The sequence below is a fragment of the Streptococcus nakanonensis genome (assembly GCF_059738785.1).
Genome location: NZ_AP027139.1, coordinates 1 through 12263 on the forward strand (window position 1 = coordinate 1; position 12263 = coordinate 12263).

The following is a 12263-nucleotide window of genomic DNA, read 5'->3' on the forward strand; positions in this document are numbered from 1 at the left end:
AACATTGTGGATTATTTTTCACAGCTTGTGGAAAATTCTTGTTTTCTATGGTAAAATAGGTCTAGTATTAAACTTTTAAATAGTAAAGGAGGAGAAAGGATTGAAAGAAAAACAATTTTGGAATCGTATCTTAGAATTTGCTCAAGAAAGACTGACTCGATCCATGTATGATTTCTATGCTATTCAAGCTGAACTCATCAAGGTAGAGGAAAATGTTGCCACTATATTTTTACCACGATCTGAAATGGAAATGGTCTGGGAAAAACAACTAAAAGATATTATTGTAGTTGCCGGATTTGAAATTTATGATGCTGAGATAACTCCCCACTATATTTTCACTAAACCTCAAGATACGGCTATCTCACAAGTTGAAGAAGCTACAAATTCAACTCTTTATGACTATAGTCCAAAGTTAGCATCTATTCCTTATTCGGATACTGGGTTAAAAGAAAAGTATACCTTTGATAATTTTATTCAAGGGGATGGAAATGTTTGGGCAGTATCAGCCGCTTTGGCTGTCTCTGAAGATTTGGCTTTGACCTATAACCCTCTTTTTATCTATGGAGGACCTGGGCTTGGTAAGACTCACCTGTTGAACGCTATTGGAAATGAAATTCTAAAAAATATTCCAAATGCGCGTGTTAAATACATTCCTGCTGAAAGCTTTATTAATGACTTTCTTGATCACCTAAGACTTGGGGAAATGGAAAAGTTTAAAAAAAACTATCGTAGTCTTGATCTTTTGTTAATCGATGATATCCAGTCACTCAGCGGAAAAAAAGTCGCAACTCAGGAAGAATTTTTCAATACCTTTAACGCCCTTCATGACAAGCAAAAACAGATTGTCCTAACGAGTGATCGTAGTCCAAAACATCTAGAAGGGCTCGAGGAGAGGCTTGTCACGCGCTTTAGTTGGGGATTGACACAAACTATCACACCCCCTGACTTTGAAACACGTATTGCCATTTTACAAAGTAAAACGGAACATTTAGGCTACAATTTCCAAAGTGATACTCTAGAATACCTAGCTGGGCAATTTGATTCAAATGTTAGAGATCTTGAGGGAGCCATCAACGACATCACTTTAATTGCCAGAGTAAAAAACATCAAGGATATCACTATTGATATTGCTGCAGAAGCTATTAGAGCTCGCAAACAAGATGTTAGCCAAATGCTCGTCATCCCAATTGATAAAATCCAAAATGAAGTTGGTAATTTTTATGGTGTCAGTGTCAAAGAAATGAAGGGAAGCAGACGCCTTCAAAATATTGTTTTAGCCCGTCAAGTAGCCATGTATTTATCTAGAGAACTGACAGATAATAGTCTGCCAAAAATTGGGAAGGAATTTGGAGGAAAAGATCATACAACAGTCATTCATGCCCATGCAAAAATTAAATCTTTGATTGATGAAGACGATAATTTACGTTTAGAAATTGAATCAATCAAAAAGAAAATAAAATAACTTGTGGATAACTTTCGCTTTTTTATCTTTTTTATCCACATTTTTTAAACAAGCTAAAAAACTTGATATAACTTGTTTAAAGTCTGTTTTCCACAGATTTCACAGACTCTATTATTACTATTATCCTTCTAATACTAAAAATAAATAAAGGAGAATCCATGATTCATTTTTCAATTAATAAAAATTTATTTCTACAAGCCTTAAATATTACTAAGAGAGCTATTAGTTCTAAAAATGCCATTCCTATTTTATCAACTGTCAAAATTGACGTGACCAATGAAGGTGTTACTTTAATTGGTTCAAATGGTCAGATTTCAATTGAAAATTTTATTTCTCAAAAAAATGAAGATGCTGGTTTGTTAATTACTTCTTTAGGTTCAATTCTTCTTGAAGCTTCTTTCTTCATCAACGTGGTATCTAGTCTACCTGATGTGACTCTTGATTTTAAAGAAATTGAACAAAATCAAATTGTTTTAACCAGTGGAAAATCAGAAATTACCCTAAAAGGAAAAGATAGCGAACAGTACCCACGAATCCAAGAAATTTCAGCAAGCACTCCTTTGGTTCTTGAAACAAAATTACTCAAGAAAATTATCAATGAAACAGCTTTTGCTGCAAGTACACAAGAGAGTCGTCCAATTTTGACAGGTGTTCATTTTGTATTGAGTCAACACAAGGAGCTCAAAACAGTGGCAACAGACTCTCATCGTCTAAGCCAGAAAAAATTAACGCTTGAGAAAAATAGTGATGATTTTGATGTTGTCATTCCTAGCCGTTCTCTACGTGAATTTTCATCGGTATTTACAGATGATATCGAAACTGTAGAGATTTTCTTTGCCAATAACCAAATCCTCTTTAGAAGCGAAAATATTAGCTTCTATACTCGTCTCCTAGAAGGAAACTATCCTGATACAGATCGCTTGATTCCAACAGACTTTAACACTACTATTACTTTTGATGTTGTAAACTTACGACAGTCAATGGAGCGTGCTCGTCTTTTATCAAGTGCGACTCAAAATGGTACTGTGAAACTTGAAATTAAAGATGGGGTTGTTAGCGCCCATGTTCACTCTCCAGAAGTTGGTAAAGTAAACGAAGAAATAGATACTGATCAGGTTACTGGTGAAGATTTGACCATTAGTTTCAACCCAACTTATTTGATTGATTCTCTTAAAGCTTTAAATAGCGAAAAGGTGACCATTAGCTTTATCTCAGCTGTTCGTCCATTTACTCTTGTGCCAGCAGATACTGACGAAGACTTCATGCAGCTCATTACACCAGTTCGTACAAATTAAGTGAAAGAGGTTGAGCCTAGCTCGCCTCTTTTATGATATAATCGAAAAAGAAAAGGAGAATAGTATGTATCAAGTTGGAAATTTTGTTGAGATGAAAAAACCACACGCTTGCACCATCAAGTCAACAGGAAAAAAAGCTAATCGTTGGGAAATTACACGTGTCGGGGCAGATATCAAAATAAAATGCAGTAATTGTGACCATGTTGTCATGATGGGGCGCTATGATTTTGATAGAAAAATGAATAAAATTATTGACTGAGAACCCTTAGTTAGAGAGTTAGCAAGTTTTCCCTTTTTGTGTTATAATATTAGGGATTGAAATGAAAACGGAGAATGAGAAAATATGGCTTTGACAGCAGGTATCGTTGGTTTGCCAAACGTCGGTAAATCAACACTATTTAATGCAATTACAAAAGCAGGAGCAGAGGCAGCAAACTACCCATTTGCGACGATTGATCCAAACGTTGGAATGGTAGAAGTTCCAGATGAACGTCTACAAAAACTAACTGAAATGATTACTCCTAAAAAGACAGTTCCAACAACTTTTGAATTTACAGATATCGCAGGGATTGTAAAAGGAGCTTCAAAAGGAGAAGGGCTAGGGAATAAATTCTTGGCCAATATTCGTGAAGTAGATGCGATTGTTCACGTAGTTCGTGCTTTTGATGATGAAAATGTCATGCGTGAGCAAGGACGTGAAGACGCCTTTGTAGATCCACTTGCAGATATTGATACAATTAATCTGGAATTGATTCTTGCAGACTTAGAATCAGTCAATAAGCGTTATGCGCGTGTAGAAAAGATGGCACGCACGCAAAAAGATAAAGAATCAGTAGCAGAGTTTAATGTTCTTCAAAAGATTAAACCAGTCCTTGAAGATGGAAAATCAGCTCGAACTATTGAATTTACAGATGAGGAACAAAAGGTTGTCAAAGGTCTCTTCCTGTTAACGACTAAACCAGTGCTCTATGTTGCTAATGTGGACGAGGATGTGGTTTCAGAACCTGACTCTATCGACTATGTTAAACAAATTCGTGAATTTGCAGCGACAGAAAATGCTGAAGTAGTCGTTATTTCTGCGCGTGCTGAGGAAGAAATTTCTGAATTGGACGATGAAGACAAGCAAGAGTTTCTTGAGGCACTTGGGTTGACAGAATCAGGCGTTGATAAGTTGACTCGTGCAGCTTACCATTTGCTTGGACTGGGAACTTACTTCACAGCTGGTGAAAAAGAAGTTCGTGCTTGGACTTTCAAACGTGGTATGAAGGCTCCTCAAGCAGCTGGTATTATCCACTCAGACTTTGAAAAAGGCTTTATTCGTGCAGTAACTATGTCATACGATGATTTGGTGAAATATGGATCTGAGAAGGCCGTAAAAGAAGCTGGACGTTTGCGTGAAGAAGGTAAAGAATATATCGTCCAAGATGGCGATATTATGGAATTCCGCTTTAATGTCTAAAAATTTAATAAATAGTGTCAATTAGGTTGGAAAAAAATTCCAACCCTTTTGGCTTTTGAAAGGAAAAATAAATGACTAAATTACTCGTAGGCTTGGGAAATCCAGGGGATAAATATTTTGAAACAAAACACAATGTTGGATTTATGTTGATTGACCAACTAGCGAAGAAACAGAATGTCACTTTTACATATGATAAGATATTTCAAGCTGACCTAGCATCCTTTTTCCTAAATGGAGAAAAAATTTATCTTGTCAAACCAACGACATTTATGAATGAAAGTGGAAAAGCGGTTCATGCTTTATTGACTTACTATGGTTTGAATATTGAAGATTTACTCATCATTTACGATGATCTTGACATGGAAGTTGGAAAGATTCGTTTAAGAGCAAAGGGCTCTGCAGGTGGTCACAATGGTATTAAGTCTATTATTCAACATATTGCAACTCAGGTCTTTAACCGTGTTAAGATTGGAATCGGACGACCTAAAAATGGTATGTCCGTTGTTCACCATGTTTTGAGTAAGTTTGACAAGGATGATTATATTGATATTTTACAGTCTATTGACAAAGTTGACGATTCTGTAAACTACTATTTACAAGAGAAAAATTTTGAGAAAACAATGCAGAGGTATAACGGATAAATGGTGACCTTATTAGATTTATTCTCAGAAAATGATCAGATACAAAAATGGCATCAAAGTTTAACAGATAAGAAAAGACAACTAATACTTGGTTTATCAACGTCTACTAAGGCTCTTGCAATTGCAAGTAGTCTAGAAAAAGAAGATAAGATTGTGTTACTGACGTCAACTTATGGAGAAGCAGAAGGACTGGTTAGTGATCTTCTATCTATCTTGGGTGAGGAACTTGTTTATCCATTTTTGGTAGATGACTCCCCTATGGTCGAGTTTTTGATGTCTTCACAAGAAAAAATCATTTCACGGGTTGAAGCCTTGCGTTTTTTGACTGATTCATCTAAGAGAGGGATTTTAGTTTGTAATATCGCAGCAAGTCGATTGATTTTACCGTCTCCAGATGTATTCAAAGATAGTATTGTAAAAATCTCAGTTGGTGAAGAATATGATCAACACGCGCTTATCCATCAGTTAAAGGAAATTGGCTATCGAAAAGTTACACAAGTACAAACTCAGGGCGAATTTAGTCTGCGAGGAGATATTTTAGATATTTTTGAAATATCCCAGTTAGAACCTTGCCGAATTGAGTTTTTTGGTGATGAAATTGATGGTATCAGGTCATTTGAAGTAGAAACACAATTATCGAAAGAAAATCAGACAGAACTCACAATCTTTCCAGCTAGCGATATGCTTTTGAGAGAAAAGGATTATCAAAGAGGTCAGTCAGCTTTAGAAAAACAAATTTCAAAGACTTTATCACCTATTTTGAAATCCTACCTAGAAGAAATTCTTTCAAGTTTTCACCAAAAACAAAGCCATGCAGATTCTCGGAAGTTTTTATCTTTGTGCTATGATAAGACATGGACTGTTTTTGATTATATTGAAAAAGATACTCCAATATTCTTTGATGATTATCAAAAATTGATGAATCAGTATGAAGTCTTTGAAAGAGAATTAGCGCAGTACTTTACAGAAGAATTACAGAATAGTAAATCATTTTCTGATATGCAGTATTTTGCTGATATTGAACAAATCTATAAAAAACAAAGTCCGGTGACCTTTTTCTCTAATCTTCAAAAGGGACTAGGAAATCTCAAGTTTGACCAAATTTATCAATTTAATCAATATCCTATGCAGGAGTTTTTCAATCAATTTTCTTTTCTAAAAGAAGAAATTGAGCGATACAAAAAAATGGACTACACTATTATCCTGCAGTCTAGCAATTCAATGGGAAGTAAAACATTGGAGGATGTTTTAGAGGAATACCAGATTAAATTGGATTCTAGAGATAAGTCAAGAATCTGTCAAGAATCTGTAAACTTAATCGAGTGCAATCTCAGACATGGTTTTCATTTTGTAGATGAAAAGGTTTTATTGATAACTGAACATGAGATTTTTCAAAAGAAATTGAAACGTCGTTTTCGAAGACAACATGTTTCAAACGCAGAGAGATTAAAAGATTACAATGAACTTGAAAAAGGAGATTACGTTGTTCACCATATCCATGGAATTGGTCAATATCTAGGGATTGAAACAATTGAAATCAAAGGGATTCACCGTGATTATGTTAGTGTTCAATACCAAAACGGGGATCAAATCTCTATCCCAGTAGAACAGATTCATCTACTGTCTAAATATGTTTCAAGTGATGGGAAAGCTCCAAAACTCAATAAATTAAATGACGGTCATTTTAAAAAAGCCAAGCAAAAAGTTAAGAACCAGGTAGAGGATATAGCAGACGATTTAATCAAACTCTATTCTGAGCGTAGTCAGTTGAAGGGTTTTGCTTTCTCAGCTGATGATGAGGATCAACATGCTTTTGATGATGCCTTCCCTTATGTTGAAACGGATGATCAACTTCGTAGTGTTGAGGAAATCAAGAGGGATATGCAAGATTCTCAGCCAATGGATCGACTTTTAGTTGGGGATGTTGGTTTTGGAAAGACTGAAGTTGCAATGCGTGCAGCCTTTAAGGCTGTCAATGATCACAAACAGGTTGTCGTTCTAGTTCCGACGACGGTTTTAGCGCAACAGCACTATACCAATTTTAAGGAACGATTCCAAAATTTTGCAGTTAATATTGATGTATTGAGTCGTTTTAGAAGTAAAAAAGAGCAGACCGAAACACTTGAAAAATTGAAAAACGATCAAGTTGATATTTTGATTGGAACCCATCGTGTTTTGTCAAAAGATGTTGTGTTTGCTGATTTGGGCTTGATGATTATTGATGAGGAACAGCGATTTGGTGTCAAGCATAAGGAAACCTTGAAAGAACTGAAAAAACAAGTAGATGTCCTGACCTTGACCGCTACGCCAATTCCTCGTACCCTTCACATGTCTATGCTGGGAATCAGAGATTTGTCTGTTATTGAAACTCCGCCGACTAATCGTTATCCAGTGCAAACCTATGTTTTAGAAAAGAATGATAGTGTCATTCGTGATGCTGTCTTACGTGAAATGGAGCGTGGAGGTCAAGTTTACTACCTTTACAACAAAGTTGACACGATTGACCAGAAGGTTTCAGAATTACAGGAGTTGATTCCAGAGGCTTCGATTGGTTATGTTCATGGGCAAATGAGTGAAATTAAGTTAGAAAATACTCTAATGGATTTCATTGAAGGTCAGTATGATATTTTGGTGACAACTACCATTATTGAGACAGGGGTGGACATTCCAAATGCTAATACTTTATTTATTGAAAATGCGGATCATATGGGCTTGTCAACCTTGTATCAGCTAAGAGGAAGAGTTGGTCGTAGTAATCGTATTGCTTATGCCTATCTCATGTATCGTCCAGAAAAATCAATCAGTGAAGTCTCTGAAAAGAGATTAGAAGCGATTAAAGGATTTACAGAATTGGGATCCGGATTTAAGATTGCTATGCGAGATCTTTCGATTCGTGGAGCAGGGAATCTCCTAGGAAAATCCCAGTCTGGTTTCATTGATTCTGTTGGTTTTGAATTGTATTCGCAGTTACTAGAGGAAGCTATTGCTAAACGAAACGGTAATGCTAACGCTAACACAAGAACTAAAGGGAATGCTGAGTTGATTTTGCAAATTGATGCCTATCTTCCTGATACTTATATTTCTGATCAACGACATAAGATTGAAATTTACAAGAAAATTCGTCAAATTGACAATCGTGTCAATTATGAAGAGTTACAAGAGGAGTTGATAGACCGTTTTGGAGAATACCCGGATGTAGTAGCCTATCTTTTAGAGATTGGTTTAGTCAAGTCATATTTGGACAAGATCTTTGTTCAACGTGTGGAAAGAAAAGATAATAAAATTACAGTTCAATTTGAAAAAGTCACTCAACGACTGTTTTTAGCTCAAGATTATTTTAAAGCTTTATCCGCAACGAACTTAAAAGCAGGCATCGCTGAGAATAAGGGATTAATGGAGCTTGTATTTGATGTCCAAAATAAGAAAGATTATGAAATTTTAGAAGGTCTGCTGATTTTTGGAGAAAGTTTATTAGAGATAAAAGAGTCTAAGAAAGAAAATTCCATTTGATATTTTTCTTCTATAAAATAGATAAAAATGGTACAATAATAAGTTGAGGTAATAAGGATGAGATTAGACAAATATTTAAAAGTATCGCGAATTATCAAGCGTCGTACAGTCGCAAAAGAAGTAGCAGATAAAGGCAGAATCAAGGTGAATGGAATCTTGGCCAAAAGTTCAACGGATTTGAAAGTTAATGACCAAGTTGAAATTCGCTTTGGCAATAAGTTGCTACTTGTCAAAGTACTAGAGATGAAAGATAGTACAAAAAAAGAAGATGCAGCAGGCATGTATGAAATTATCAGTGAAACACGGGTAGAAGAAAATGTCTAAAAATATCGTACAATTGAATAATTCTTTTATTCAAAATGAACACCAACGCCGTCGCTACCTGATGAAAGAACGGCAAAAACGGAATCGTTTTATGGGGTGGGTATTGATTTTGATTATGCTATTATTTATCTTGCCAACTTTTAATTTAGCGCAGAGCTATCAACAATTACTCCAAAGACGTCAGCAACTAGCAGACTTGCAAACTCAGTATCAGACTTTGAGTGATGAAAAGGATAAGGAGACAGCATTTGCTACCAAGTTAAAAGACGAGGATTATGCTGCCAAATATACACGAGCGAAGTACTATTATTCTAAGTCGAGGGAAATAGTTTATACGATTCCTGACTTGCTTCAAAGGTGATAAAATGGAAAATTTACTAGACGTAATTGAGCAATTTTTGAGTCTATCGGATGAAAAGCTGGAAGAGTTGGCTGATAAAAATCAATTATTGCGTTTACAAGAAGAAAAGGAAAGGAAGAATGCGTAAATTCTTAATTATTTTGTTGCTACCAAGTTTTTTGACCATTTCAAAAGTTGTTAGTACAGAAAAAGAAGTAGTCTATACTTCAAAAGAAATTTATTACCTTTCACAATCTGACTTTGGTATTTATTTTAGAGAAAAATTAAGTTCTCCCACGGTTTATGGAGAGGTTCCTGTTTATGCAAATGAAGATTTAGTAGTGGAATCTGGAAAATTGACTCCCAAAACAAGTTTTCAAATAACTGAGTGGCGCTTAAATAAACAAGGAATTCCGGTATTTAAGCTATCAAATCATCAATTCATAGCTGCGGACAAACGATTTTTATATGATCAGTCAGAGGTAACTCCAATAATAAAAAAAGTATGGTTAGAATCTGATTTTAAACTGTACAATAGTCCTTATGATTTAAAAGAAGTGAAATCATCCTTATCAGCTTATTCACAAGTATCAATCGACAAGACCATATTTGTAGAAGGAAGAGAATTTCTACATATTGATCAGGTTGGATGGGTAGCTAAAGAATCAACTTCTGAAGAAGATAATCGGATGAGTAAGGTCCAAGAAATGTTATCGGAAAAATATCAGAAGGATTCATTCTCTATTTATGTTAAGCAACTGACTACTGGAAAAGAAGCTGGTATCAATCAAGATGAAAAGATGTATGCAGCTAGTGTTTTGAAACTCCCTTATCTCTATTATGCGCAAGAAAAAATAAATGAGGGTCTTTATCAGTTAGATACGACTGTAAAATACGTATCTGAAGTCAATGATTTTCCAGGTTCTTATAAACCAGAGGGAAGTGGTAGTCTTCCTAAAAAAGAGGATAATAAAGAGTATTCTCTCAAGGACTTAATCACAAAAGTATCAAAAGAATCTGATAATGTAGCTCATAACATATTGGGATATTACATTTCAAACCAATCTGATGCCACATTCAAATCCAAGATGTCTGCCATTATGGGAGATGATTGGGATCCAAAAGAAAAATTGATTTCTTCCAAGATGGCTGGGAAGGTCATGGAAGCTATTTATAATCAAAATGGATTTGTGCTAGAGTCTTTGACTAAAACAGATTTTGATAATCAGCGAATTGCCAAAGGTGTTTCTGTGAAGGTAGCTCATAAAATTGGGGATGCGGACGAATTTGAGCATGATACGGGTGTTGTCTATGCAGATTCTCCATTTATTCTTTCTATTTTCACTAAGAATTCTGATTATGATACAATTTCTCAGATAGCTAAGGATGTTTATGAGGTTCTAAAATGAGGGAACAAGATTTTTTAAATCATTTTCTCAAGAAGGGATATTTCAAAAAGCATACTAAGGTGGTGCTAGCTCTTTCTGGTGGGTTAGATTCTATGTTTCTATTTAAGGTATTATCTACTTATCAAAAAGAGTTAGAAATTGAACTGATTTTAGCTCATGTGAATCATAAGCAGAGAGTAGAATCAGATTGGGAAGAACAGGAATTAAGGAAGTTGGCTGTTGAAGCTGGACTTCCTATTTATGTCAGCAATTTTTTAGGAGAATTTTCAGAAGCGCGTGCTCGACATTTTCGTTATGATTTTTTTCAAGAGGTCATGAAAAAGACAGGTGCGACAGCTTTAGTCACTGCCCACCATGCTGATGACCAGGTGGAAACGATTTTGATGCGTTTGATTCGAGGTACTCGTTTGCGCTATCTATCAGGAATTAAGGAGAAGCAAGTAGTAGGAGAGATAGAAATCATTCGGCCCTTCTTGCATTTTCAGAAAAAAGACTTTCCACCAATTTTTCACTTTGAAGATACATCAAATAAGGAAAATCATTATTTTCGAAATCGTATTCGAAACTCTTATTTACCAGAATTAGAGAAAGAAAATCCTCGATTTAGGGATGCAATCTTAAGTATTGGAAATGAAATTTTAGATTATGACTTAGCTATAGCTGAATTATCTAATAATATTGATGTAGAAAATTTAGATCAGCTATTGTCTTACTCTGAGTCGACACAAAGAGTTTTACTTCAAACTTATCTGAATCGTTTTCCAGATTTGAATCTTACAAAAGCTCAGTTTGATGAAGTTCGGCAGATTTTAAAATCTAAAAGCCAGTATTGTCATCCGCTTAAAAATGGCTATGAATTGATAAAAGAGTATCAACAGTTTCAGATTTGTAAAATCAGTCCGCAGGCTGATGAAAAGGAAGATGAATTTGTGTTACACTATCAAAATCAGGTCTCTTATCAAGGATACACATTTTCCTTTGGACTTCCTTTAGAAGGTGAATCAATTCAACAAATATCTGTTTCACGCGAAACATCCATACACATTCGTCATCGAAAAACAGGAGATGTTTTGATTCAAAATGGGCATAGAAAAAAACTTAGACGTCTATTTATTGATTTGAAAATTCCTATGGAAAACCGAAAATCTGCTCTGATTATTGAGCAATTTGGTGAAATTGTCTCAATTTTGGGAATTGCGACTAGTGATTTGAGTAAAAACACGAAAAATGATATAATGAACACTGTACTTTATATAGAAAAAATAGATAGGTAAAAAAATGTTAGAAAACGATATTAAAAAAATCCTCGTTTCACACGATGAAATTACAGAAGCTGCTAAAAAATTAGGTGCTCAATTAACTAAGGACTATGCAGGAAAAAATCCAATCTTGGTTGGGATTTTAAAAGGATCTATTCCTTTTATGGCTGAATTGGTCAAACATATTGATACACATATTGAAATGGACTTCATGATGGTTTCTAGCTACCATGGTGGAACAGCAAGTAGTGGTGTCATCAATATCAAGCAAGATGTAACTCAAGATATTAAAGGAAGACATGTTCTATTTGTAGAGGATATCATTGATACAGGTCAAACTTTGAAGAATTTGCGAGATATGTTTATTGCAAGAGAAGCAGCTTCTGTTAACATTGCAACCTTGTTGGATAAACCAGAAGGACGTGTTGTAGAAATTGAGGCAGACTATACCTGCTTTACTATCCCAAATGAGTTTGTAGTAGGTTATGGTTTAGACTACAAAGAAAATTATCGTAATCTTCCTTATGTTGGAGTATTGAAAGAAGAAGTGTATTCAAATTAGAA

At 35.0% G+C, this 12263-nt stretch carries 12 protein-coding genes; all 12 read left to right on the forward strand.

Annotation, left to right across the window (positions count from 1 at the left end; all coding sequences use genetic code 11):
* The first annotated feature begins 100 nt into the window (after positions 1–100).
* The 12 genes from dnaA to hpt all read left to right on the forward strand — a co-directional run bounded on the left by dnaA (position 101) and on the right by hpt (position 12261).
* Positions 101–1462 carry a chromosomal replication initiator protein DnaA gene (gene dnaA, locus AC6I9F_RS00005; RefSeq protein ID WP_196311826.1) on the forward strand — a complete coding sequence of 454 codons (1362 nt, stop codon included), beginning with the start codon at positions 101–103 and terminating at the stop codon, positions 1460–1462.
* 158 nt (positions 1463–1620) lie between these two features.
* Positions 1621–2757 carry a DNA polymerase III subunit beta gene (gene dnaN / locus AC6I9F_RS00010; RefSeq protein WP_498022037.1) on the forward strand — a complete coding sequence of 379 codons (1137 nt, stop codon included), beginning with the start codon at positions 1621–1623 and terminating at the stop codon, positions 2755–2757.
* A gap of 64 nt (positions 2758–2821) precedes the next feature.
* Positions 2822–3016 carry a DUF951 domain-containing protein gene (locus AC6I9F_RS00015; RefSeq protein WP_000285186.1) on the forward strand — a complete coding sequence of 65 codons (195 nt, stop codon included), beginning with the start codon at positions 2822–2824 and terminating at the stop codon, positions 3014–3016.
* An 84-nt stretch (positions 3017–3100) separates the two neighbouring features.
* Positions 3101–4216, forward strand: a complete 1116-nt coding sequence (gene ychF, locus AC6I9F_RS00020) for a redox-regulated ATPase YchF (protein ID WP_001218712.1) — start codon at positions 3101–3103, stop codon at positions 4214–4216.
* Between the two features lie 71 nt (positions 4217–4287).
* Positions 4288–4857, forward strand: coding sequence for an aminoacyl-tRNA hydrolase (pth, locus tag AC6I9F_RS00025; protein ID WP_498022040.1), 570 nt, complete (start codon positions 4288–4290; stop codon positions 4855–4857).
* Complete coding sequence (gene mfd, locus AC6I9F_RS00030; protein WP_498022042.1) at positions 4858–8367, forward strand: transcription-repair coupling factor; 3510 nt, start codon at positions 4858–4860, stop codon at positions 8365–8367. It begins immediately after the preceding gene.
* Positions 8368–8424: 57 nt separating this feature from the next.
* Positions 8425–8691, forward strand: a complete 267-nt coding sequence (locus AC6I9F_RS00035) for an RNA-binding S4 domain-containing protein (protein ID WP_001234978.1) — start codon at positions 8425–8427, stop codon at positions 8689–8691.
* Positions 8684–9052, forward strand: coding sequence for a septum formation initiator family protein (locus AC6I9F_RS00040; RefSeq protein WP_000041903.1), 369 nt, complete (start codon positions 8684–8686; stop codon positions 9050–9052). Before AC6I9F_RS00035 ends, AC6I9F_RS00040 begins: the two co-directional genes overlap by 8 nt.
* A 4-nt stretch (positions 9053–9056) precedes the next feature.
* On the forward strand, positions 9057–9179 hold the full coding sequence (locus tag AC6I9F_RS00045) for an SP_0009 family protein (protein WP_000429334.1): 123 nt from the start codon (positions 9057–9059) through the stop codon (positions 9177–9179).
* Positions 9172–10440 carry a serine hydrolase gene (locus tag AC6I9F_RS00050; protein WP_498022066.1) on the forward strand — a complete coding sequence of 423 codons (1269 nt, stop codon included), beginning with the start codon at positions 9172–9174 and terminating at the stop codon, positions 10438–10440. Before AC6I9F_RS00045 ends, AC6I9F_RS00050 begins: the two co-directional genes overlap by 8 nt.
* Positions 10437–11714 (forward strand): tRNA lysidine(34) synthetase TilS, encoded by a 1278-nt coding sequence (gene tilS / locus AC6I9F_RS00055; RefSeq protein WP_498022067.1) that lies wholly within the window; start codon positions 10437–10439, stop codon positions 11712–11714. Before AC6I9F_RS00050 ends, tilS begins: the two co-directional genes overlap by 4 nt.
* Before the next feature lie 4 nt (positions 11715–11718).
* Positions 11719–12261 carry a hypoxanthine phosphoribosyltransferase gene (hpt, locus tag AC6I9F_RS00060; RefSeq protein WP_000892176.1) on the forward strand — a complete coding sequence of 181 codons (543 nt, stop codon included), beginning with the start codon at positions 11719–11721 and terminating at the stop codon, positions 12259–12261.
* Positions 12262–12263 lie beyond the last annotated feature (2 nt).